This window comes from Burkholderia cenocepacia (genome assembly GCF_900446215.1).
Taxonomy (GTDB): domain Bacteria; phylum Pseudomonadota; class Gammaproteobacteria; order Burkholderiales; family Burkholderiaceae; genus Burkholderia; species Burkholderia cenocepacia.
This window is the reverse complement of sequence record NZ_UAQZ01000008.1, coordinates 18,706-41,755: the sequence shown is the minus strand read 5'-3', so window position 1 is coordinate 41,755 and position 23,050 is coordinate 18,706. Positions and strand designations below refer to the sequence as shown.

18 protein-coding genes and 3 pseudogenes are annotated in these 23,050 nt (G+C 68.4%); 3 read left to right on the top strand and 18 right to left on the bottom strand.

The window, feature by feature from the left end:
• From DTA15_RS17105 to DTA15_RS17095, 4 genes and pseudogenes are all read right to left on the bottom strand, one after another.
• Positions 1–319 (bottom strand): isocitrate lyase/phosphoenolpyruvate mutase family protein (locus DTA15_RS17105; protein ID WP_172547081.1); only part of this gene is annotated, 319 nt, incomplete at its 3' end.
• 15 nt (positions 320–334) lie between these two features.
• Positions 335–903: pseudogene (locus tag DTA15_RS39450) on the bottom strand (amidohydrolase family protein).
• Positions 900–1,223 carry an amidohydrolase family protein gene (locus DTA15_RS39445; protein WP_370448165.1) on the bottom strand — a complete coding sequence of 108 codons (324 nt, stop codon included), beginning with the start codon at positions 1,221–1,223 and terminating at the stop codon, positions 900–902. The pseudogene DTA15_RS39450 and the gene DTA15_RS39445 overlap by 4 nt, the downstream one beginning before the upstream one ends.
• Before the next feature lie 72 nt (positions 1,224–1,295).
• Positions 1,296–2,558 carry an MFS transporter gene (locus tag DTA15_RS17095; RefSeq protein WP_256604771.1) on the bottom strand — a complete coding sequence of 421 codons (1,263 nt, stop codon included), beginning with the start codon at positions 2,556–2,558 and terminating at the stop codon, positions 1,296–1,298.
• 157 nt (positions 2,559–2,715) lie between these two features.
• On the opposite strand from DTA15_RS17095, the pseudogene DTA15_RS17090 reads away from it, so the two are divergent.
• The 3 genes and pseudogenes from DTA15_RS17090 (at position 2,716) to DTA15_RS17080 (ending at position 6,382) form a co-directional block, all read left to right on the top strand.
• A pseudogene (locus DTA15_RS17090) lies at positions 2,716–3,614 on the top strand (LysR family transcriptional regulator).
• 149 nt (positions 3,615–3,763) lie between these two features.
• Positions 3,764–5,148, top strand: a pseudogene (locus DTA15_RS17085) (MFS transporter).
• A 301-nt stretch (positions 5,149–5,449) separates the two neighbouring features.
• The gene (locus DTA15_RS17080; RefSeq protein ID WP_012493658.1) at positions 5,450–6,382 is read left to right on the top strand and encodes an MBL fold metallo-hydrolase; all 933 of its coding nucleotides are present in this window, start codon (positions 5,450–5,452) and stop codon (positions 6,380–6,382) included.
• A 128-nt stretch (positions 6,383–6,510) separates the two neighbouring features.
• Here DTA15_RS17080 and DTA15_RS17075 read toward each other — a convergent pair.
• From DTA15_RS17075 to DTA15_RS17010, 14 genes are all read right to left on the bottom strand, one after another.
• A protein-coding gene (locus DTA15_RS17075) for an IS3-like element ISBcen9 family transposase (protein WP_085964362.1) occupies positions 6,511–7,871 on the bottom strand; the annotation gives its coding sequence in 2 pieces (ribosomal slippage) (positions 6,511–7,406 and positions 7,406–7,871; 1,362 coding nt in all).
• A gap of 101 nt (positions 7,872–7,972) precedes the next feature.
• The gene (locus DTA15_RS17070) at positions 7,973–9,367 is read right to left on the bottom strand and encodes an aspartate aminotransferase family protein (RefSeq protein ID WP_006489628.1); all 1,395 of its coding nucleotides are present in this window, start codon (positions 9,365–9,367) and stop codon (positions 7,973–7,975) included.
• Positions 9,368–9,387: 20 nt separating this feature from the next.
• Positions 9,388–10,866, bottom strand: coding sequence for an NAD-dependent succinate-semialdehyde dehydrogenase (locus DTA15_RS17065; protein ID WP_006489632.1), 1,479 nt, complete (start codon positions 10,864–10,866; stop codon positions 9,388–9,390).
• Positions 10,867–10,987: 121 nt separating this feature from the next.
• Entirely contained in the window at positions 10,988–11,458 is a 471-nt protein-coding gene (locus DTA15_RS17060) for an Lrp/AsnC family transcriptional regulator (protein WP_006489640.1), read from the bottom strand.
• A gap of 13 nt (positions 11,459–11,471) precedes the next feature.
• Positions 11,472–12,497 (bottom strand): N(2)-acetyl-L-2,4-diaminobutanoate deacetylase DoeB, encoded by a 1,026-nt coding sequence (gene doeB, locus DTA15_RS17055; RefSeq protein ID WP_006489637.1) that lies wholly within the window; start codon positions 12,495–12,497, stop codon positions 11,472–11,474.
• A 4-nt stretch (positions 12,498–12,501) separates the two neighbouring features.
• Positions 12,502–13,710, bottom strand: coding sequence for an ectoine hydrolase DoeA (gene doeA / locus DTA15_RS17050; RefSeq protein WP_006489634.1), 1,209 nt, complete (start codon positions 13,708–13,710; stop codon positions 12,502–12,504).
• Positions 13,711–13,720: 10 nt separating this feature from the next.
• On the bottom strand, positions 13,721–14,725 hold the full coding sequence (locus DTA15_RS17045; protein ID WP_012493657.1) for a cyclodeaminase: 1,005 nt from the start codon (positions 14,723–14,725) through the stop codon (positions 13,721–13,723).
• 1 nt (position 14,726) lies between these two features.
• Positions 14,727–15,698, bottom strand: a complete 972-nt coding sequence (eutB, locus tag DTA15_RS17040; protein WP_006482160.1) for a hydroxyectoine utilization dehydratase EutB — start codon at positions 15,696–15,698, stop codon at positions 14,727–14,729.
• 107 nt (positions 15,699–15,805) lie between these two features.
• Positions 15,806–17,218 carry a MocR-like ectoine utilization transcription factor EhuR gene (gene ehuR, locus DTA15_RS17035; protein WP_006482158.1) on the bottom strand — a complete coding sequence of 471 codons (1,413 nt, stop codon included), beginning with the start codon at positions 17,216–17,218 and terminating at the stop codon, positions 15,806–15,808.
• A 178-nt stretch (positions 17,219–17,396) separates the two neighbouring features.
• Positions 17,397–18,200 carry an HpcH/HpaI aldolase/citrate lyase family protein gene (locus DTA15_RS17030; RefSeq protein WP_006482164.1) on the bottom strand — a complete coding sequence of 268 codons (804 nt, stop codon included), beginning with the start codon at positions 18,198–18,200 and terminating at the stop codon, positions 17,397–17,399.
• Complete coding sequence (locus tag DTA15_RS17025; protein ID WP_006482155.1) at positions 18,197–19,594, bottom strand: MmgE/PrpD family protein; 1,398 nt, start codon at positions 19,592–19,594, stop codon at positions 18,197–18,199. Before DTA15_RS17025 ends, DTA15_RS17030 begins: the two co-directional genes overlap by 4 nt.
• A 19-nt stretch (positions 19,595–19,613) precedes the next feature.
• Positions 19,614–20,792: a CaiB/BaiF CoA transferase family protein gene (locus DTA15_RS17020; RefSeq protein ID WP_006482159.1), complete on the bottom strand. Its 1,179-nt coding sequence runs from the start codon at positions 20,790–20,792 to the stop codon at positions 19,614–19,616.
• A gap of 12 nt (positions 20,793–20,804) precedes the next feature.
• Positions 20,805–21,968, bottom strand: a complete 1,164-nt coding sequence (locus DTA15_RS17015) for an acyl-CoA dehydrogenase family protein (RefSeq protein ID WP_006482162.1) — start codon at positions 21,966–21,968, stop codon at positions 20,805–20,807.
• 38 nt (positions 21,969–22,006) lie between these two features.
• The gene (locus DTA15_RS17010) at positions 22,007–22,867 is read right to left on the bottom strand and encodes an HTD2 family dehydratase (RefSeq protein ID WP_006482161.1); all 861 of its coding nucleotides are present in this window, start codon (positions 22,865–22,867) and stop codon (positions 22,007–22,009) included.
• Positions 22,868–23,050: the final 183 nt, after the last annotated feature.

The following is a 23,050-nucleotide window of genomic DNA, read 5'->3' as shown; positions in this document are numbered from 1 at the left end:
CGCCGCTGCGCTCGAGCGTGCGCACCGTATGCAGCACGTTCAGCGCGTTGCCGAAACCGGTATCGGCATCGACCATCAGCGGCAAATCGACGGCGTCGCGCACGCGCGCGGTGTGCTCGGCCAGTTCGCCGAGCCCGACGAAGCCGAGATCCGGCAAGCCGAGCGACATGTTGGTGACGCCGGCGCCGCTCAGGTACAGCGCGCCGAAGCCCAGATCGGCGGCGATCCGCGCGCTGAGCGCATTGAACGTGCCGGCGACGAGCAGCCCCTGGCGGGCGGCGATGCTGCGCCGGAAAGCGGCGACGAAGGGCGGTGGAATCGGTCATGCGAGGCCTCATTGGTCGAAACGAAACAGGGTGCGCGGCGAGTCGCGCAACACGCGCGCGCGTTCGCCGGCATCGGGCAGCCAGCGTTCGAGCGCCGCGCAGGCCGCGCCGAAATCGACACGTTCGCGATGCTGCGTATGCGGCCAGTCGCTGCCCCACACGAGCCGCTCCGGCGTGAACGCGCCGCGCAGCGCCTGCGCCGCGCCGAGCGCGGTGTCGGTGCCGTCGCCGGTCAGGCTGTTCCGGTACGCGGCCGACAGCTTGACCCACACGCGCCCGGTATCGGCAAGCGACAGCAGATGACGGAAGCCGGATCGCGTTCGCCGAGCGCCGGCGACGGGCGGCCGAAATGGTCGATCACGAGCGTGCACGATTGCGCAAGCAGGCTCGCGGCGATCGCATGCAGGTCGGCCGCGTCGCGATGAATCTCGACATGCCAGCCGAGCGCGTTGATGCGTGCGAACAGCGCGCGCCACACCCGCGTGCCGAAATCCGGAATCGGCAGGCCGACCAGATTGAGCCGCATGCCCACGACGCCCGCGCGGTCGAGCGCGGCGAGCGCGTCGTCGTCGATCACCGGATCGACGACCGCGACGCGCCGCGAAAGCGGCTCGGGTAGCGCCGCAGCACGTCGACGAAGAACGTATTGTCGGTGCCGAGAAAGCTCGGCTGCACCAGCACCGCGTGCGTGATGCCGTGTGCGGCGAGATGCGCGACGTACGCGTCGAGCGACGCATCGTCGGGCGCATGGCGCACGACCGGCGCGAGCGGCAGACCGCGCGCAAACACGTGCGCATGGGCGTCGACCGCCGCGACGGCCGTCGATGACGCGTACCACGCGGCCGTATCCGGCGCCGCTGAAACCGGTTCGACCGGCGGATTGACTGCTCGATCCATGACGACTTGCCTGCAAGAGGTGCCCGGCCCGGCAGCGGGCGACAGGGCGACGGAATGAACGAAGGACGAAAACTACAGCGATGCGCCGGCGCGCGCGTCGTCGTCGGCGCCCGGCCCGGCAGCCGCGTCGGGCAGACGGCGCCCGCGCGTTTCCGGCAGGAACCACACCGCGATCACGACGAGCCCGTACGCGATGCCCGCGTCGATGCCGAGCGCCGTGCCGAGCGGCAGCGATTCGCCCATCCGCCCGACCAGCACCGGAAAGCCCGCCGACACGATGCGGCCGAAGTTGTAGCAGAACCCGACGCCGCGGCCGCGCACGTTTTGCGGATACAGCTCGTTGAACAGCGTGCCGAGCGTCGCCGGGATGCCGGCCGAGCACAACCCGAGCGGGAACCCGAGCAGCAGCATCGCGACGTCGTTCAGCGGCAGGAACACGTACAGGTTCACCATCACCGCGCAACACGCGGCGAACAGCATCACGTTGCGACGCCGGCCGATCCGGTCCTGCAAATACGCGCTCAGGAAACAGCCGCAGATGAACGCGACGATCACGACCGCGAGATACGTGCCGGTGCCGAGCACCGACAGGTGCCGCTCGGTCTTCAGGTAGGTCGGCAGCCAGATCGTGATCGCGTGATAGCCGCCGTGCGCGCCGACGCCGATCAGGCCGCCGACCACCGTCGTGCGCAGCACCGACCGGTCGAAGATGCCCACCGTCGGCGCATCGTCCCCGTGCGCGGGCGCAGGCCGTCGCGCGCGGCGGCTCGGAAATCGCGCGGCGGATATACAGCACCAGCAGCGCAGCAGCGCGCCGATCGCGAACAGCACGCGCCACGCCCACTCGGACGGCAGCCACGCGAACACGATCATGTACAGCAGCACCGCCGCGCCCCAGCCGAATCCCCACGCGCTCTGCACGACGCCCATCGCCTTGCCGCGATGGCGCGCGCCGACCGTCTCCGCGAGCAGTACCGCGCCCGCGGTCCATTCGCCGCCGAAGCCGAGCCCTTGCAACGCCTTCAGCACCAGCAACTGCTCGAAGTTCTGCGCGAACGCGCTGAGGAACGTGAAGGCGGAGAACCAGCACACGGTGATCTGCAGCGCCCGCACGCGCCCGTAGCGATCCGCGATCGCGCCGGCCAGCAGGCCGCCGAGCGCGCCCGACACGAGCGTCGCGCCGCCGATCAGGCCGGCCTGCCCCTTGCCGATGCTCCAGGTCGCGAGCAGCGCCGGGATCACGAGGCTGAACATCTGCGTGTCGAGCCCGTCGAGCGCCCAGCCGGCAAAGCAGCCGCGCAACGTGCGCCGTTCGGTCGTCGAGAGTTCGCGCATCCAGGTCAACGGAGGTCTCCTCGTGTCGTCGCCGTGCGTCGCCTGAGCGCGCCGCTATCGGAGGCGCGGCCGGGTTCGACGACGCCCGATGTGCATCCTATGAATCATTTGGATAATTCGCTACTATGTTTCGAATAATTATTCATAACACACGCTTATGGAAATCAGGCACGTCCGCTACTTCCTCGCGATCGCGGATTCCGGCAGCTTTACGCGCGCCGCCAGCGAGCTGGGCATTGCGCAGCCGGCGCTCAGCCAGGCGCTGAACCGGATGGAAAAGGAGCTGGGGGTCCGGCTGTTCGACCGGTCGCGGCGCGGCGCGACGCTCACGCCGGCCGGGCTCGCGATGGTCGACGATCTGCGCCTGAGCGTCGCGCGGCTCGACGCGGCCGCGCACCGGGCGGGCGAAATCGGCGCGCAGCGCGCCGGGCGCCTGACCATCGGCTTCGTCAGCGCGGCGCTGTTCGACACGCTGCCGCGCGCGATCCGTGCGCTGCGCGAAAGCGCGCCCGACGTCGAGCTGGTGATGCGCGAGATGAGCAATGCCGAGCAGGCGATCGCGCTCGAGCGCGGCGAAATCGACATCGGGCTGCTGCATACGCCGGTCGCGGTGAACGGCCGGATGCCGCGAGCAACTGATCCGGCGCGATCCACTCGTCGCGGTGCTGCCGAAGGCGTTCCCGCGCCAGCCCGACGGCACGGTGACGCTGGGCCGATCTGGCCGCGGCCGGCCTCGTGTGGTTTCCGCACGATCAACTGCCGCTGATCCGCGCCGGTATCCTCAGCGCGTTCCGCCAGGCCGGACATCCGGTCGACATCGTGCTCGACGTGAACCGCACGCTGACGGTCGTCGCATGCGTGGCCGCCGGCTGCGGCGTATCGCTGCTGCCGACGTCGATCCACGCGTTCGCGTTCGACGGGGTCGCATACAGCCCGATCCGCGACGGCGCCGCGCTGCCGAATTTCGAACTCAGCGCGATCTGGCCCGCACGGTCGCGCCCGACGCTCGCCGACCGTTTCGCCGCGCTGCTGCCGTCGGCCGATACGCGGTCCTGAGCATCCGGCCCGCCGCCACACGGGCCGCCCCGCCACGGGAAAACCCCGATCCCCACATCGTCCTATGACATCGGGCATCGCGAATTGGCGGGATTACTTTGATCCTCGTCGGCGCCCGCCCGGGCGCATGCTGATAGCGAGGATCCCTCATGCGATACGTGCCATCGTGGACTTCCGTTTCCGCCGCGTCGTCGATTCCCGACGATGCGACCACCCACGCGGCGAGGAGCCGCACAGTCTGCCGCGGGTCGCGATCGCGGCCGCCGCCCTCGGCAATGCGACCGAATGGTTCGATTACGGTATTTACGCGTACGGCCTCGCGTACATTTCCGCCGCGCTGTTTCCCGGCAACACCGCGAGCGCGACGCTGTTCGCACTCGGCACGTTCGCGATCTCGTTCCTGATCCGCCCGCTCGGCGGCCTGTTCTGGGGCCCGCTCGGCGACCGGCTCGGCCGCAAGCGCGTGCTCGCGCTGACGGTGCTGACGATGTCGGGCGCGACGTTGCTCGTCGGCGTGCTGCCGAGCTATGCGACGGCCGGCTGGCTCGCACCGGCCGCGCTGATCGTGCTGCGCATGGTGCAGGGCTTCTCGACCGGCGGCGAATACGGCGGTGCAGCAACCTTCATCGCCGAATACGCACCCGATTCGCGGCGCGGCCTGTGCGGCAGCTTCCTCGAATTCGCGACGCTCGCCGGCTTCTCGCTCGGTGCGTTCCTGATGCTCGGCTTCGCACTGCTGCTCGGCGATTCGGCGATGCATGCGTGGGGCTGGCGCCTGCCGTTCCTGGTCGCCGCGCCGCTCGGCCTGATCGGCTTCTACCTGCGCTCGCGCCTGGAGGAAACGCCGGTGTTCCGCGAACTCGAGGAACAGGCACACCGCCGCGAGCAAAGTGCGACGGCCGCGCTGCCGATCCGGCTGCTGCTGGTGCGCTATGCGAAGCCGCTGGTGCTGCTCGGCGGGCTCGTCGTCGCGCTGAACGTCGTCAACTACGTGCTGCTTGCATACATGCCGACCTACATGCACAAGGAACTCGGCGTCAGCGAGAACATGTCGCTGCTGATTCCGCTGATCGGCATGCTCGCGATGATGGTGCTGCTGCCGTTCGCCGGCTGGCTGTCCGATCGCGTCGGCCGCAAGACGATGTGGTGGATCTCGCTCGTCGGGCTGTTCGTCGCGGCCGTGCCGATGTTCACGCTGATGACGCACGGTCCGCTCGGCGCGTTCATCGGCTTCGCGGTGCTCGGCGTGCTGTACGTGCCGCAGCTCGCCACCATTTCCGCGATGTTCCCGGCGATGTTCCCGACCCACGTCCGCTATGCGGGCATGGCGATCGCGTACAACGTGTCGACGTCGCTGTTCGGCGGCACCGCGCCGATCGTCAACGACTGGCTGATCGGCAAGACCGGCAACGCGCTGATTCCCGCGTACTACATGATGGCTGCGTGCGCGGTCGGGTTGATCGCGCTGCTGGCGGTGATCGAGACGCGCGGGTGTTCGCTGCGCGGGGACACGCTTCCCGGTCAGCCGGGCTGACCCGCGCGCCGGCGGCGCCCGGCTTCCCATAAACGGCATCCATCGCATCGCCCGCCGTCCGGCCACGGACGGCGGGCGATGTGCATTTCGGGCGACCGAAACCGCCGCCGGATTGTTGTCGTCCGGACAACACGATGTGCCCCCGTGCGGCGCTGTCGGCGGGTGCGGGCCGTCACTACAATCGCTGACACGCTCGATCGGAATCCGGGCGCACCGAAGCGCGACCTTCACGATCGCGCTCGCGAACCGCTCTGCACCGCGCAGTGCGGACTCCCTCACTCGACGAACAGGATTACTGAACATGAACGCACCCATCCGCAACGTCCAGCCGGTTGTCGCCTGTCTGGGCCACGAAGGTTCGGGCGAGCTCGTTTCGTCCCGCTACGCCGTGCGCATCGGCGCAGTCGACGTCGTACTGATCAGCGACGGCGTGTTGCCGCTGCCGACTTCCACCATGTCCACCAACGTGAGCGAAACAGACCGCAATGCGTGGTTCGACGGCCGTTTCCTGCAACGCGACATGTTCGACTGGGCGCTCAACATCGCGCTCGTGCGCAGCGCCGATCGCCTGATCCTGATCGACTCGGGCGTGGGCGACGGTTTCGAATACTTCACGCGCGCCGGGCGCTCGGTGATGCGCCTTGAATCGGCCGGCATCGACCTGGCCGCGATCACCGATATCGTGATCACACACATGCACATGGATCACGTCGGCGGGCTGAACGTCGACGGCGTCAAGGCGAAGCTGAACCCCGACGTCCGCATTCACGTATCGGCCGCGGAAGTGGCGTTCTGGGAGAATCCGGACTTCAGCAAGACGGTGATGCCGGAAACCGTGCCGCCCGCGCTGCGCAAGGCCGCAGCGCGGTTCATGGCACTCTACGGCGAAAACATCGTGCAGTTCGATCGCACCGTGGAAGTCGCCGCGGGTGTGTCGGCGCGGGTGACGGGCGGACATACGCCGGGGCACTGCGTGGTCGACGTCGCATCGAACGGGGAAAAGCTGACGTTCGCGGGCGACGCGATTTTCGAAGTGAACTTCGACCACCCCGACTGGCAAAACGGCTTCGAACACGATCCGGACGCGGCGGTCGACGTGCGTCTCGCGCTGTTCAACGAAGCGGCCGACACCGGCGCGCTGCTGGCCGCCGCCCATGTCGCGTTCCCGTCCATCGGCCATGTTGCGCGAAACGGCGACGGATTCCGTTTCGTGCCGGTCGTGTGGGATTACTGAGTGACGATCGGTAGCCGACGCGCACCGCAGGCGATGCACTGACGGTTTGCTCGAACCGTATCCGTACCGGCAAGAAAAAACGCCGCCGCATTTGCTGAACTGAACCCACGAAGTTGGACGGTTACCGGCTAGGCCGGATGAGGCTGAGTCCTGTATTGCACAGGACTCAGCCCTTTCAGTTTGAGCTTGATGCGCTCGTGATTGTAGTACCGGATGTAGCGCTTCAAGCCGATGCGTAGCTGTTCAATGCTGCTGAAGTGGTTCAAGTAGAAGAACTCGGATTTCAGCGTGCCGAAGAAGCTTTCCATGGCAGCGTTGTCCAAGCAATTGCCTTTACGCGACATGCTTTGCGCCAACGAGCGTTGCTCGAGCATGAGCCGCCAGCCGGGCATTTGATAATGCCAGCCTTGATCAGAGTGCAACATGGGTCTTTCGTCGGGTTGCAGGCGACGCAAAGCCTTGCGCAACATGTCAGTAACCATCTGGAAGGCTGGCCGAGTATGCGTCTGGTACGCGATGATCTCCCCGTTGTACAGATCCAGCACTGGTGACAGATACAGCTTTTGGCCACCTACGCTGAACTCGGTGATGTCGGTAACCCACTTCTCGTTCGGACGGGCGGCATGGAACTGGCGCTGGAGCAGATGCGGGGCCGTCTTGCACGTGTTGCCCCTATACGCACGGTACTTCTTGACCCGCACGCAGGACTTCAACTGCATCTTGCGCATCAGGCGTGCAACCGTCTTGTGGTTAATCATCTGCCCCAGACGGCGCAGCGCCAGCGTGATGCGTCGATAGCCATAGCGCCCCTTGTGCTGCTCGAACAGTGCTCGAATTTTCGCTTTCACACTCGCATGTCGATCGGGAGCGGCCAGCGCCTTGCACTGGTAATAAAACGTGCTGCGAGCCAGTCCGGCCACCCGGAGCAAGCCAGCCAGCGGGAATTGTTGCCTTAGCTCAAGCACTATTTGCGCTTTTTGCGCGGTACAGCCTGCGCCTGAACCAAGGCCCTCAGCTTTTTTAGATACGCGTTCTCCATGCGCAGGTAGTTCAGTTCCTGAAGCAGGTCCTCGCGGGTACGGGTATCCGTGCCATCGGTAGGGTTCAGAGGCTGAGCAGGCGGTGTTTTTGGCATTGCGGTTGGGCGGCGGCCTTTGGGCCTCGGCGCGAGGGCAGTCAAACCACCATCATCATAGCGGCGAGCCCATTCGAGCACCGCGCTCGGATTGCGAATATTGAACCGCGCCGCCGCTTCCTTGCTCGACACGCCATGCTCGCGCATGTGCTGAACAACTTTGAGCCTGAACGCCACATCGTATGAGTTGTACTTCCTACGCACGCCGTCCTTACCATGAGCCTGGTATGTGGCGTACCACTGGGAAACCGTCGAGTGACTCAAGCCATGCGTTCGCGCCACCGCGCGTATGGCTTCCCCCCCGATGCACCGCTTCACTACCGATAGCTTGAACTGCTCGGTATATCTCGCCATGAAAAAAACCCAAAAGTTGGCGTCCAACTTTTGGGGTTCAGTTCATTGCATGCGGCGGCGTCAGCTCGCGCGCCGAGGCGCGCATCAGCACCGCTCGAACGTCACGCGACGGCCGACAGGTTCCGCTCGGCGACCTCGTCCACCGCATCCTTGACGATCGCGACGATCTCGTCAGCCTCCGCACGCGTCATCACGAGCGGCGGCGCAAAGCCGAGAATGTCGCCGTGCGGCATCGCCCGCGCGATCACGCCGCGCTGCAACGCGGCCGCCGACACCTGCGCACCGATCTTCAGCGCGGGATCGAACGGCGTGCGCGCGTCCTTGTCGGCCATGAATTCGAGCGCGGCCAGCATGCCGACGCTGCGCACCTCGCCGACGAGCGGATGCGCGCCGAATGCGTCGCGCAGCTTCGCGCCGAAGTAGCCGCCGACGTCGGCCGCGTTGCCGACCAGGTTCTCGCGCTCGAGGATCGCGAGGTTCGCGAGCGCGGCGGCCGCGCATACCGGATGACCGGAATACGTCCAGCCGTGCCCCATCGGCCCGTGTTCCTGCGAGCCGCGCGCGATCACGTCCCACACCTTCTCGCCGACGATCACGCCCGACAGCGGCGCATACGCGCTCGTCAGCCCTTTCGCGACCGTAATCAGGTCGGGCTCGATCCCGAAGTGCTGCGCGCCCATCTTCGAGCCGAGCCGCCCGAACCCGCACACGACTTCATCGGAGATCAGCAGGATGTCGTGCTTGCGCAGCACGGCCTGGATCGCGGGCCAGTAGCCGGCCGGCGGTTCGATGATGCCGCCCGTGCCCATCACCGGCTCCGCGATGAACGCGGCGACCGTATCGGCGCCCTCGCGGGCGATCAGCTTCTCGAGCTCGTCGACGCAGTACGCGACGAACTGCGCCTCGCTCATGCCGGCCGGCGCCTTGCGATACCAGTGCGGACACACCGTATGCTTCACGCGGTCGATCGGCAGGTCGAAATGCTGGTGAAAGCTCGGCAGGCCCGTGAGGCTGCCCGTCACGATGCCCGAGCCGTGATAGCCGCGCTCGCGCGAGATGATCTTCTTCTTGTTCGGGCGGCCGAGCACGTTGTTGTAGTACCAGACGATCTTGACCTGCGTCTCGTTCGCGTCGGAACCCGACATCCCGTAATAGACCTTCTTCATCCCCGCCGGCGACCAGTCGATGATCCGCGACGACAACTCGATGATCGCGTCCGACGCGTGGCCGACGTACGTGTGGTAGTACGCGAGCTGCTTCGCCTGTTCGTACATCGCGTCGGCCACTTCGGTGCGGCCATAGCCGATGTTCACGCAATAGAGGCCGGCGAACGCGTCGATGTAGCGCTTGCCCTGGTGATCCTCGATGCGGATGCCTTCGCCGCCGCGCACGATCTTGCCCGGCAGCGCGCCGGTCTCGTGGTCGTATGCGTGCGTCGACGGGTGCATGAAGTGGGCACGGTCCTCGCGCAGCAGTGCGTCGATCGATTTCGTCATGATGAGCTCCTTTGAATGGGTCAGGCCGTCGCCGCAACAGGCAGGCCGAGATTGCCGAGGCAGAAGTACTTGGTTTCCGTGAACAGCTCGAAGCCTTCGGCGCCGCCTTCGCGCCCGAGGCCCGACGCCTTCATCCCGCCGAACGGGATCGGCGCACCGGTGAATTTCACGCCGTTGACCGACACCATCGCGAAATCGAGCCGCCGCACCAGTTGGAAGATCGTGTCGATGCGGGTCGCGCACACGTACGCGGCGAGGCCGTACTCGGTGTCGTTGGCCGTTTCGACCGCTTCGTCGAGCGTGTCGAACGCGCTGACGGCCGAGATCGGCGCGAAGTTTTCCTCGTCGACCACGCGCATGCCGGGCGCGGCATCCGCGATCACGGTCGGCTCGTAGAACCAGCCACCGAGCGCGTGCGGCCGGCCGCCCGCGACGATGCGTGCGCCGCGTGCCCGCGCATCCTCGACCCGCGCCACGGTCGCGTCGAACGCGGCCTGGTGCATCAACGGACCGATGTCCACGCCCGGCTCGAACGCGGGGCCCGTCTTCAGCGCCCGCACCGCGTGCGCATACCGTTCGACGAACGTGTCGTACAGCGGTCGGGCGACGAGCATCCGGTTCGCCGCGCAGCAGTCCTGGCCGGACGTCTGGAACTTCGCGCCGACGGCAACCTGTACCGCCTGGTCGACGTCCGCATCCTCGGTCACGATGAACGGCGCATTGCCGCCCAGTTCGAGCGCGATCTTGCGGATGCCGGCCTTCGCGGCGGTTTCGGTCACGAGCCGGCCGACGCGCGTCGAGCCGGTGAAGCTCACCGCACGCACGCGCGCATCGCCGACCAGCGTTTCCATCGCCATCTGCGGTTCGCCGAGCACGACGTTGAACACGCCGGCCGGCAAGCCGGCCTCGTCAGCGAGTTGCGCGAGCGCGAGCGCCGAGAACGGCGTTTCGTGCGCGGGCTTCACGACCACGGCGCACCCGACCGCGATCGCGGCCGCCGCCTTGCGCGTGATCATCGCGGCCGGGAAATTCCACGGCGTGATCAGCGCGGCGACGCCGACCGGCTCCATCACGGTGCCGAGATGCGCGCCGTCGATATGCGTCGGGATCGTGCGACCCGCGACGCGTTTCGCCTCGCTCGCGAACCATTCGACGAAGCTCGCCGCATAGCGGATCTCGCCGCGCGCTTCGGCCAGCGGCTTGCCCTGTTCCAGCGACAGCAGCGCGGCCAGATCGTCGACGTGACGCAGGATCAGCGCATGCCAGCGCAGCAACGCCGCGCTGCGCACCGCTTGCGGCGTCCAGCGCCAGGTCTCGTACGCGCGCTGCGCGGCGTCGACGGCCGCGACGATCTGTGCGCGTTCGAGCATCGGCACGTGGCCGATCACGGCCTGGTCCGCGGGGTTCACGACGGCGACCGTCGCGGCACTGTCGCTGTGGATCCAGCGACCGTCGACATAGCAGGTCGACTTGAACAGAACGGGGTGTCCGGGCAGCATGCTGCGTCTCCTCGTTGGTGGGCACGGACTTCATTGTGTCGCGCCGGCGCATGCGGAAATTTCGGTTTGCACGGCCGGAAATGCCGGTTTTTTCCGTATTGCCGCGCGTCGGCGCGAACTTTTACAGCCAGTCCGGCGCGCCGCCGGATGCGCACTTCACGACCTTCGTCACGATGTACGTGAAGTAGCGCTCGATGCCGAGGTCTTCCATCAGCAGCGCATCGATGAAGCGCTGGTAATGGTCGATGTCGCGCGCGACCACGTGCAGCACGTAGTCGACGCCGCCACCCGTCGCGTAGCACTGCGCGACCTCGGGTGCCGCGGCCACGCGATCCTCGAAGCGCCGCATGTCGGGCGCGGTGTGCCGCGACAGCGTCACCTCGACGACGATGCGGCTGCCCGAGAACGCGCCGATCCAGTCGACGTCCGCGCGATAGCCGCGAATCACGCCGCTTTCCTCCAGCTTGCGCACGCGCTCCCATGCCGGCGAAATCGACAGGTTCACGGCCTCGGCGAGCTTCGACTTCGTGATGCGCCCGTCGCGCTCGAGCAGGCGTAAGATCGCGAGGTCGTATCGGTCGAGCTTGATCACGTCGTGCGCGTCCTCATACGGCCACCGGAATGTTGCGCTCGACGATGTCGGCCACCACCGCGACCGTGTCGCCGGGCTGTACGATGCCCGGGAAGTGCCGGGCCGCGAGCAGCCCGCGCCGCCGCGCGACGTATTCGACCGGCGCGACGCCCGTGCGGTCGACGGCGTGCACGCGCGCGAGCACGTCGCCGGCGTCGACCTCGGTGCCGAGATCGCGGCACATCTCGAGCAGCCCGTGATGCTCGCTCGTCGTGAAGCACGAACCGTCCGGCATGTCGAGCAGCGTCGTCGTACGTGGCGCGTTGCCGTCCACGACGTCCTTCGCGATCACGCCCGCATGCGCGAGAAATCCGTACACGCCGCGCTCGGCGATCGCGACGCTCGCCGCCGTCGACGTGCCGCCGCCGCCCAGCTCGGTCGACACGAACACCTTGCCGGCTTCCTCGGCCGCGCTGTCGTAGAGACCGACGCTGTCGAGTTCCAGCATGCGCATCGAATACGGCGCGCCGAACGCGCGCATCGCACGCTCGCAGCGCGCTTCCTGCTCGCGATCCTCCAGCACGTGAATCGCCGCGAACGGCACGAAGTCGAGCGTGCGCCCGCCCGCGTGAATGTCGAGCACGTGCGTCGCGAGCGGCAGCAGGTGGCGCTGGAAGTAATCGGCGATCTTCTCGGTCACGGTGCCGTCCGGCCGGCCCGGGAAGCTGCGGTTCAGGTTGCCGGCATCGATCGGCGACGTGCGGCAGCCGGCGCGGAACGCCGGATAGTTCATGAACGGCACGACGATCACGCGGCCGGTCACGTCGGCCGCCTTCAGCGAACCGGCGAGCTTCGACAGCGCGACCGGCCCCTCGTATTCGTCGCCGTGGTTGCCGCCGGTCAGCAACACCGTCGGCCCGTCGCCGCGCTTCACGACGGTCACCGGAATCATGATCGCGCCCCACGCGGAATCGTCGCGCGAGTAAGGCAGCTTCAGGAAGCCGTGCTGTTCGCCGTCCGCGTCGAAATCGACGGTCGGCGTAATCGGGGAAGCACGCATCGCCCTACTCCTTCACGAACAGCTTGCGCGGCACGTTGCAGAACGTCTCGACGCCGGTCTCAGTGATCAGGATGCTTTCCGTGATCTCCAGCCCCCAGTCGTCGAGCCACAGCCCCGGCATGAAATGGAACGTCATGCCGGGTTCGAGCACCGTCCGGTCGCCCGGACGCAGGCTCATCGTGCGCTCGCCCCAGTCGGGCGGATAGCTTGCACCGATCGGATAGCCGCAGCGGCTGTCCTTCTCGATGCCCGCGCGGCGCAGCACCGCGAAGAACGCGTTCGCGATGTCCTCGCACACGTTGCCCGGCTTCGCTGCCGCGAGCCCGGCCTCGATGCCCTCGACCACCGCGCGCTCGCCTTCGATGAAGTGCGCGGGCGGCTTGCCGAGATAGACGGTGCGCGACAGCGGGCAGTGATAGCGGCGGTAGCAGCCGGCGATCTCGAAGAACGTGCCGGCGCCGCGCGCGAACGTCGAGTCGTCCCAGGTCAGGTGCGGCGCGGCAGCATCCGCGCCGGTGGGCAACAGCGGCACGATCGCCGGATAGTCGCCGCCGAAGCCGTCCGCGCCGCCGATCCCGGTCGCATAGATCTGCGCGACCAGGTCGCTTTTCTTCATGCCCGGCTCGATCGTCTCGACGATGTGCGCGTGCATCCGTTCGACGATGCGGGCGGCCACGCGCATGTACTCGATCTCGCGCGGGGACTTCACCGCGCGCTGCCAGTTGACGAGCGCGGTCGCATCGACCCAGCGCGCGCCCGGCAGATGCCGCTGCAGCGACGCGTACGCCGCCGCGCTGAAGTAGTAGTTGTCGAGCTCGACGCCGATGCGCAGCGTGCTCCAGCCGCGTGCCGCGATCACCTCGGTCGACAGGTAATCCATCGGATGGCGCGCGCTCGACTGCACGTAATGATCGGGGTAGCCGACGATGTTTTCGTGCGCCATGAACGCGGTGCGCTTCGCGCCGTTCGCGTCCTGGCTGCGGCCGAACCACACGGGTTCGCCGTCCAGTGCAAGCAGCACGCACTGGTGCACGTAGAACGACCAGCCGTCATAGCCGGTCAGCCAGCCCATGTTGGTCGGGTCGGTGACGATCAGCAGGTCGATGCCGGCCCGCTCCATCGCCGCACGCGTCTTCGCGATCCGCGCAGCATATTCGCTGCGCGCGAACGCGAGACGCGGCGCGGCTTCGTTGGTTTCGATGACTGCGGCCATCTGTCTCCTCTCAAGTCGTGAGGTCGTTGTGAAAAATCGTGCCCGCTTCGGCCGCGCGGGCGCGCTGCAGCGCGAGCACGGCGATCGCGGTGTCCTGCGCGCCGGTGCCGGTCAGGTCGCAGATCGTGATGTCGTCGCGATGCGTGCGGCCTTCGCGCCGGCCGGCGATGATTTCGCCGAGCTCCGGAAACACCGCATCGGCCGCGACCACGCCAGCCGCGATCGCATGCGCGAGCTCGCCGGCCACGCGGGTCTGCTGCAGCCGGTCGCAGAAATAGCGTGCCGCGCCGAACACCGACGGCGCGAGTTCGGTCTTGTAATCGGCGTCCGAACCCATCGCCGTCACGTGCAGCCCGGGATGCAAGTCCTCCGCGTGCACGAGCGGCGCGCGGCTCGGCGTGGTCGTCACCGCGATGTCCGCGTCGGCCAGCGCCGCATGCACCGAGCGCGCGACCGTCGCATCGATGCCGTGCGCCGCGCGCACGTCGGCCGCGAACTGCGCGGCCCGCGCGGTGTCGCGCGCCCACACCGTCACGTGGGTGATGTCGCGCACCAACCTCAGCGCGGCGAGTTGCAACCGCGCCTGCTCGCCCGCACCGATGATCGCCGCGCGGTGCGCATCGGCGCGCGCGAGCCGGCGCGCGGCCACGGCGCCGGCCGCCGCGGTGCGCACGGCCGTCAGGTAGCCGTTGTCGAGCAGCACGGCCTCGGTCACGCCGGTGCGGGCCGACAGCACGAGCATCAGCCCGTTCAGGCTCGGCAGCCCGAGCGACGGATTGTCGAAGAAGCCGGGGCTGACCTTGATCGCGAAGCTGTCGAAGCGCGGCAGGTACGCGGTCTTCACGTCCACTTCGGCGTGGCGCGCCGGCAGCGCGAGATTCAGGATCGGCGGCATCACGACGGCGTCGGTCGCGAGCGACGCGAACGCGGCCTCGACCTGGTCGATCGCGGCGAGATCGAGCGACACCAGCGCACGCAATTGCGCCTGGCCGAGCAACGTGACGGGATGGGCCATGTCAGTGCTCCGAAACGAGCCGGCGATGCGCGGCCATGTCGATGTTCGCGCCGCTCACGACGACCACGATCGGGCCGCCGCGATCGCGGCGCACGATCCGCTCGTCCAGCAATGCGGCGAGGCCGACCGCGCCGGCGCCTTCGACGACGAGCCGTTCTTCCCGATACGCATGCGCGATGCCGCGCGCGATCGACGGCTCGTCGAGCAGCACGACGTCGTCGGCCAGCGCGCGCGTCATGTCGAACGTGTAGCGGTTGTCGAGGCCAATGCCGCCGCCGAGCGAATCGGCCAGCGTCGGCTGCTCGTCGACGTCGACCGGGCGGCCGGCCGCGAGGCTCGCATGCATCGCGGCGCCGCGCGCCATCGAGACGCCGATCACCTCGATCGGCGGCCGGATCGCCTTCGCGGCAAACGCGACGCCGCTAAACAGGCCGCCGCCCGACAGCGGCACGACGAGCGTCGCGGTATCGGGCAGCGCTTCCAGAATCTCGACGCCGATCGTCGCCTGGCCGGCGATGATGCGCGGATCGTCGAACGGCGGCACGTACGCGTAGCCTTCGTCGCGCACCAGCCGCCGCGCTTCGACCTGCGCGTCGTCCTGGCTGTCGCCGACGATCACCACGCGCGCGCCGAGCGCCGCGACCGCGTCGACCTTGTTGGCCGGCACGAGCGACGACATGCAGACGGCCGCGTCGATGCCGAGCGCGCGTGCCGCATGCGCGACCGCGCGGCCGTGGTTGCCGGTGGACGCGGTGACCACGCGCGTCACGCGCTGCGCGGCAAGTTCCGCGAGCGCGTTGGTCGCGCCGCGCAGCTTGAAGCTGCCGGTCGGCTGCAGCGTTTCGAGCTTCAGATGAACGGGGGCGCCGACCCGCGCGGACAGCGCGGCGGACGCGACGAGCGGCGTACCGTCGGCGCGCCCGGCGAGGCGGCGGCGCGCGCGATAGACGTCGGACAGCGACAGGAAAGACATGGAACGCACGCCTCGCGACGAATGTGATGCGATCCAGTCTAATGTTCCAAATCGCGCTTTCGAATGTCCTGATACATTGCGCGCGACATCGCGGCAGCGCCGCCGGTTCAGTGGAAATCGTTCAGGTGCGGATACTGTTCGAACACGCCGGCGATCGTTTCGAGCGCCGCGTTGCACGCGGCATCGGAGGTTTCGGCGCCGATGCACACGCGCACCGCGTTCGGCCGCTCCGTGCCGCCGACGAGAAACGGATCGGGCGACGTCACCGCGATCTTGCGGGTGCGCAATTCGCGCACGATCCGCTCGGCCTGCCAGTAGTCGGGCACGCGCAGCCAGGCCGACAGCGCGTTCGGGTGCGCACCGAGCACATACGGCCCCAGCGCGGCCTTCACCATCTCCTGACGCACGGCGAGCCGCTGGCGCTGCAGTTCGACGAGCCGCCGCGCGGTGCCGTCGGCGATCCAGCGCGTCGCGATCTCCGCGATCGGCGACGTCGCCATCCAGCTGCTCACGCGCAGCACGCTCTCGACGCGCAACGCGAGCCGCCGCGGCATCGCGAGATAGCCGGTGCGCAATCCGGTCAGCACCGATTTCGTCATGCTCGTGCAGTAGAAGCCGAGCTCCGGAATCAGGCTCGCGATCGGCGTGCCCGTCTTCTCGGGCAGCGGACCGTACACGTCGTCCTCGATCACGTACACGCCGTAGCGCGTCGCGATGCGCGCGATCGAGCGCCGCCGCGACTCGGTCATCATCGACACGGTAGGGTTATTGAGGGTCGGCGTGCAGACGAGCGCGCTGATCCGCTCGCCGTCGCACATCTCCTCGAAATGTTCGGGACGGATGCCGTGCTCGTCCATCTCGAGCCCCTTCAGCGTAAAACCGAGCACGTTCGCGGAGCCGATCACGCCGTGATCGGTCAGGCTCTCGCACAACACGGTATCACCCGGCCCGACGATCGACGCGAGCGCGAGAAAGATCCCGTGCGCCGCGCCGTTCGTGACCAGCAGCGATTCGCGGTGCACCGGCATGTTCAGCGACGCGAGCCACGCGGCGCCGGCGTCGCGATGCGCATCCAGCCCGGCGATCGGCCGGAACGAGCGGATCCACGGCTGGTCGTCGGTGCCGGCCAGCGCCGCGCACACGCCGCGCCACGCGGCATCGTGCTCCGGCGTGTGCACGATGCGGGCGATCGAGAAGTCGACCAGTTCGCGCTCGGTCGTATCGAGGATGTAGTTCGACATCGATTCGGTCACGCGCGCGGCCACGAAGCTGCCGCGGCCGACCTCGCAGCGGATCAGCCCCTGGCGCTCCAGCTCCTTGTACGCATTGGTGACGGTCTGCACGCTGACGCCGAGGCTCGATGCGACGTCGCGCTGCGGCGCGAGCCGGGCGCCCGGCGCGAGCGCGCCGTTCTCGATGTCGCTGGCGATCGCCTTCACGAGCCGCTTGTATTTCGACTCGATGCCGTGCACCGCGCCGATCGCGTCGCGCCAGCCTGCCGATACCTCCGTCCGTCCCATCTCGATGTCTCCGTCGTGGCTTCCGCATGGTCGCTCAGAAAGACACCCCGAAAATATTGTCCTAGTGCAATCGCGCGCGAAAGCAGGACTTACGGGTCGAAGCGGGCGATGCAATCGACGTGCCCGGGACGGAGACGAATCCGGCACCTTTATCGTTCGGACCCATGTCGCGGGCCGCCTACCCGCGCAGAATCCGCCGCGCCTTCAGGATCACCGGCATGTCGACCATCCTGCCGTCGAGCGCCACGGCCGCACCGCCGCTCGCGTCGACGGCATCGAGCACGCGCCGCGCCCACGCCTGTTCCGCGTCGGTCCATGCATACGCGCGGTGCACCGCATCGATCTGCTTGGGATGAATGCACAGTTTCCCGCCGAAGCCGAAGCCCCGCGCGTAGCGCGCATGCCGTTCGATCGCGGCCGGATCGTCGATGACCGTCGACACGCCGTCGACCGGCGGCGCGATCCCCGCCAGCCGCGACGCGAGCACGATCCGCGAGCGGAACGCGTTCAGCGCTTCGCCGTCGCCGTCGATCCCGAGGTCGACCTGGAAATCGAGCGTGCCGAACGCCACGCGCACGACGCGCGGCGCCGCACACACCTGGTCGAGCCCCGCGATGCCGGTCGCCGTCTCGACGATCGGCAGCAGTTCGAGTGCGCGATGCGCATGCGCGAGCACCGCGTCCACCTGCGCACGCGTGTCGCACTTCGGCAGCATCACGCCAGCCACGCCCGGATGCGCGGCGAGCGCCGCGAGGTCGTCGGCGAACCATGCGGTGTCGGCCGCGTTCACGCGCACCCACACGGGCCGCGCGGCATCGAGCTGCGCGACGACCGCATCGCGCGCCGCCGGCTTGCCGTCCGGCGGCACGGCATCCTCGAGATCGACGATCACCGCGTCGGCGCCGGCCGCGCGCGCCTTCTCGAAGCGCTCCGGACGATTGCCGGGAACGAACAGCCACGAACGGGCGGACGCGGACGTCATGCCGAGGCCTCCGGAAACAGCGTGCCGATCGCATCGCACGATGCGACCTGCCACGCGTCGGCAAGGAGCCGCTCGACCTCGGCGCCGGACGCCGCGCCCGAGAACGCGGCGAGCGTGCGTACCTTGCGCGCGATCTCGTCGCGCGACAGCGTGTTGCCCGGATCGCCCTTCGGCTCGTCGACGCGGCCCGTGAACGTGCGGCCGTCGCGCGTCGTGACCGTGACCTTGCCGATCCAGCGCGCCGGATACGCGCGATCGACTTCGTCGTCGAACGCCATCGACACGCGGTCGCGGAACGCGGCGACGTGGGCAGCCGCGTAATCGCGCTCGAATTCGTCGACGCCCGCGTGCCCGTGCAACGCGGCCAGCGCGAGCACGGTGCCCATGTTGAACTTCGCCTGATGCACGGTGCTCGGCACCGTGACCGCGCCGAGCACGTCGAGCGCACCCTGGTGCACGTGCGTGACGACCGTCCCGATGTCCGCCGCCGCCAGCCGCTCGCGCGCCATCACCGCGAGCAGCGCGTCGGCGGCCGGATGCGTGTGGCGGCACGACGCGTGATACTTGAACGACGTTTCCGCGGTCGCCCAGCGCGCGCCGAGCCGGTCGGTCAGGCGGGCCGGGTCCGCATCGGTGGACATGCCGGCCGCCATTCCCTGCGCGCCTTCGAGAATCCGCGTGGCGCCGCGAAACCCGTCGCGCGCAAGCTCGGCCGCCATCAGCCCGTTCGCGGCGGCCATCGCCGTATGCAGCTGCTTCGAATCGGCCGCATCGCGCAGGAATTCCCACAATCCGCTCGCCTGCGTGCCGGCCGAGCCGAACGCATCGAGCATCCGTTCCGGCGGCAACCCGAGCAGCCGCCCGGCCGTCGCGGCGGCCGCCACCGTGCCGGCGGTGCCGGTCGTATGGAACACCTTGTAGTGCGAACGCCCGAGAAACTCGCCGACGCGGATGCCGACTTCATAGCCGGCGACCGCCGCCGCGATGAAGTCGCGCCCGCTCGCGCCGCGGGCCTGCGCCAGCGCGAGCGCGACCGGAAACACGACGGTCGCCGGATGAAACACCGCGCCGTTGTGCACGTCGTCCTGTTCCGCGAAATGCGATGCCGCGCCGTTCGTCATCGCCGCGAAGTACGGTGTCGCGGGCGTGCGGTCGATCAGCACGTCGGCCGTGCCGGGCCCGCCGGGCGAGCCGCCCGCGCGGCGCGCGAACGCCGCGATCGTCTCGACCGGGCGCGCGCCCTTGCCGGCCAGCGCGGAGCCGAGCCAGTCGACGTAGAGGTTGACGGTGCGCGCGACGACGTCGGCGGGAATCGCGTCGAAGCGCAGCTGCGACGCGAACGTCGCGAGCGTGCGGCCGGGGGCGGTGGCAATGGCGGGAATCGGATGGGTCATCGTCGTCGTGAAAGCGGAATCAGATCGTGCCGTTCGCGCGCAGCGCAGCGATCCGCGCGCGGTCGTAGCCGAGTTCGGCGAGGATCGCATCGGTATGCTGGCCGAGCGCCGGCACCGCATCCATGCGCGGCTCGACGCCGGCGGGCAGCCCCGGCGGCAACAGCGCGGGCACCGGGCCCGCGGCCGTGTCGACGCTGCGCCAACGCTCGCGCGCCTGCAATTGCGGGTGCCGCCATACGTCGTCGAGCGTGTTCATCTGCGCGTTCGCGATGCCGGCCGCGTCGAGCCGCTGCATCACTTCGGCGGCCGTCAGCGTCGCGAACGCATCGACGATCAGCGCATCGACCGCGTCGCGCGCCGCATGCCGTTTCGAATTCGCGTTGAAACGCGGATCGTCGGCGAGCGCCGGCTGCCGCAGCACCTGCTCGCAGAACAGCTTCCATTCGCGCTCGTTCTGCAGCCCGAGCATCACGGTCTTGCCGTCGCCGGCCGGGAACGGGCCGTACGGACAGATCGTCGCGTGCGACGCGCCCGACGGCGCGGGCGGGCTTTGCCCGTCGATCGCGTAGTAGAGCGGGTAGCCCATCCACTCGACCATGCTCTCCAGCATCGATACGTCGATCCGGCACCCTGCGCCCGTGCGGCCGCGCATCAGCAGCGCGCTCAGGATGTTCGTGTACGCGTACATGCCGGCCGCGATGTCCGCGATCGAGCAGCCGGCCTTCGCCGGTTGCCCGGGCGAGCCCGTGATCGACAGGAACCCGGCTTCGCTCTGGATCAGCAGGTCGTACGCCTTGCGGTCGCGATACGGGCCGTCGTCGCCGTAACCCGAGATGTCGCAGACGATCAGGCGCGGATGCGTGTGCTTCAACGCGTCGTAGCCGAGCCCGAGACGCTCGGCCGCACCGGGCGCGAGATTCTGCACGAGCACGTCGGCATCCGCGAGCAGCGCGTCGAGCACGGCCGCCGCAGCGGGCTGCTTGACGTCGAGCGTCAGGCTCTCCTTCGAGCGGTTCACCCACACGAAGTGCGACGACAGCCCGTGCACGCGTTCGTCGTAGCCGCGCGCAAAATCGCCGCTGCCCGGCCGTTCGATCTTGATCACGCGCGCGCCGAGATCGGCGAGCTGGCGCGTGCAGAACGGCGCCGCGATCGCATGTTCGAGGGTGATTACCTTGATGCCGTCGAGGGGTCGCATCGTCGGCCTCCGTCAGAACGAGCGCGGCAGGTCGAGGAGGTGCTCCGCGACGTAGGCCAGGATCAGGTTGGTCGAGATCGGCGCGACCTGGTACAGGCGCGTTTCGCGGAACTTGCGCTCGACGTCGTATTCGCACGCGAAGCCGAAGCCGCCGTGGAATTGCAGGCACGCGTTCGCGGCCTCCCACGACGCGTCGGCCGCGAGCAGCTTCGCCATGTTCGCCTGTGCGCCGCACGGCGCGTGCGCATCGAACCGGCGCGCGGCGTCGAAGCGCATCAGGCTCGCGGCCTCGACGTTCACGAACGCGCGCGCGATCGGGAACTGCACGCCCTGGTTCTGCCCGATCGGGCGGCCGAACACGACGCGCTCCTTCACGTACTGCGACACCTTGTCGATGAACCAGTAGCCATCGCCGATGCATTCGGCCGCGATCAGCGTGCGCTCGGCGTTCAGCCCGTCGAGGATGTACTTGAAGCCCTGCCCCTCCTCGCCGATCAGGTTGTCGGCCGGAATCTCGAGGTTGTCGAAGAACAGCTCGTTGGTCTCGTGATTGACCATGTTCGGGATCGGCCGCACCGTCAGCCCGTGGCCGATGGCCTCGCGCAGATCGACGACGAAGATCGACATCCCTTCGGATTTTTTCTTCACGTCGGCGAGCGGCGTCGTGCGCGCGAGCAGGATCATCAGGTCCGAATGCTGCACGCGCGAGATCCACACCTTCTGCCCGTTGATCACGTAACGATCGCCGCGTCGCTCGGCGGTCGTCCTGATCTTCGTCGTGTCGGTGCCGGTGGTCGGCTCGGTCACGCCCATCGATTGCAGGCGCAACTCGCCACTCGCGATCTTCGGCAGATACGCGCGCTTCTGTTCGGCCGAACCGTGGCGCAGCAGCGTGCCCATGTTGTACATCTGCCCGTGGCACGCGCCGGAGTTGCCGCCCGCGCGGTTGATCTCCTCCATGATGATCGACGCCTCGGTGAGGCCGAGCCCCGAGCCGCCGTATTCCTGCGGAATCAGCGCGGCGAGCCAGCCGGCCTTCGTCAGCGCGTCGACGAACGCGTCGGGATAGCCGCGCGCGTCGTCGATCTGGCGGAAATACTCGCCGGGAAAGTGGCTGCACAGGTCGCGCACCGCTTCGCGGATGTCCTGGTACGGGTCGTGTTGCGTCGTCTGCATGTCCGTCGTCGATGAATGAGGGAAAGGAAGGAATCACGTCACGCGAGGGTCGCGGTGGTCTGCATCGTCAGCCAGCCGTCGCGATCCTTCGCCCACAGCTCGATCGTGCGGCCGTCGTCCGACGGCTTGCCGCACAGCGTGAACGGCTCCGAATCGAAGGTCGGGCGCACCGCGCGGAACGCGAAGCTCGCGAGCGTCGCGTCCGGCCGTTCGCGGTGCACGAGATCGACGAGCAGCGTCGCGATCAGCGGGCCGTGCACGACGAGCCCCGGATAGCCTTCTTCCTGCGTCACGTAGCGGCGGTCGTAGTGGATGCGATGGCCGTTGAAGGTCAACGCCGAATAGCGAAACAGCATCACCGCGTCGGCCGTGACCGTGCGCGACCACGTCTCGCCCGCGGGCGGCGCGACCGGCTTCGGTGCCGGAGCACCTGGCTGCGGCGCGTCGCGATAGACGATGTCGTGCTCCTCCTCGACGCACAGCGCGCCGCCGGATTCGATCCGGTGTTGCACCGTCACGAACACGAGCCGGCCGCTGCGGCCCGTCTTGTCCTCGATGTTCGCGATCGTCGATTCGCGCGTCGCGCGCCGCCCCGCACGCAGCGGCGCATGGAACGTCAGGCGGCCGCCGGCCCACATGCGGCGCGGCAGCGGCACCGGCGGCAGGAAGCCGCCGCGCTTCGGGTGACCGTCCGGGCCGAGCTCGGCCAGCGGCGCGATCGGCAGGAAGTAGAGCCAGTGCCACATCGGCGGCACGACGTCGCCTGGCGACGGGCGGTCGAGCGTGGCGGCCAGCGCGTTCAGCGGGAACGCGGTGATGTCGTCGCCGAGCGTTTCGGTCTTGCCGAGCCACGCATCGAGCGATGCGGGCGTGGCGGGCTGCGAGGATGAGGTCGACACGGGTGGAGCCTCCGGTGCGCTTGCAATGACCCTAATATGCACGCCGCGCGCGCGGCCGCGAAGTCGGCTTTGCCGAACCGGGGCTTCGAATTTGCTTAACGCGCGCGGCGGTGCGCCGGGCTGCCGGACGGTTCTCGTCTGACTATTCAATATAGTCGCCGCGCCGGATGTGGACGGTTCGGG